Here is a 544-nt window from a genome sequence, read left to right on the forward strand (position 1 = left end):
ACCTCTATCGAGTCCGCCTCTATCCTGATCCTTGCCGCAGACGGCTATGAACGATCGGAGTTGCGCGTCCCCCTGGAGGAACTGAAGAAGCGCGGGGCCGACGTGAAGATCGCGTCGATCAAGACGGGAGAGATCAAGAGCTGGGACAAGAAGGATTGGGGCGATACAGTCCCGGTCGACCTGGAGGCAAAGAACGTCAAGGCAGAGGAGTTCGATGCCCTCGTCCTGCCTGGCGGTCAGATCAATCCCGACCTTCTGCGCGTCAACGAAGATGCGGTGCGCGTGGTGCGTGATTTCGTCAAGAGCGGCAAGCCCGTCGCGGCGATCTGCCATGGCCCGTGGCTGCTGGTGGAAGCCGATGCGCTGCGCGGCCGCAAGGCGACATCCTACCGCTCGATCCGTACGGACATCCGCAATGCAGGAGCGTCCTGGAAGGATGAAGCGGTGGTGGTCGACCAGGGCATCATCACCTCGCGCTCCCCTGCCGACCTGCCGCAATTCGTTGACAAGATCGTCGAGGAGGTCCAGGTAGGGGCCTACAATC

The 544-nt window shown here is 61.9% G+C and carries 1 protein-coding gene; it reads left to right on the forward strand.

Translation table 11 applies throughout. From position 1 onward, the window contains the following. Nucleotides 1-6: 6 nt before the first annotated feature. Nucleotides 7-544: type 1 glutamine amidotransferase domain-containing protein (locus KVS69_RS18670; RefSeq protein WP_217539472.1), on the forward strand; the 538-nt coding region annotated here is incomplete at its 3' end.

The sequence above is a fragment of the Stenotrophomonas sp. GbtcB23 genome, from assembly GCF_019091045.1.
Taxonomy (GTDB): Bacteria; Pseudomonadota; Gammaproteobacteria; order Xanthomonadales; family Xanthomonadaceae; genus Stenotrophomonas; species Stenotrophomonas rhizophila_A.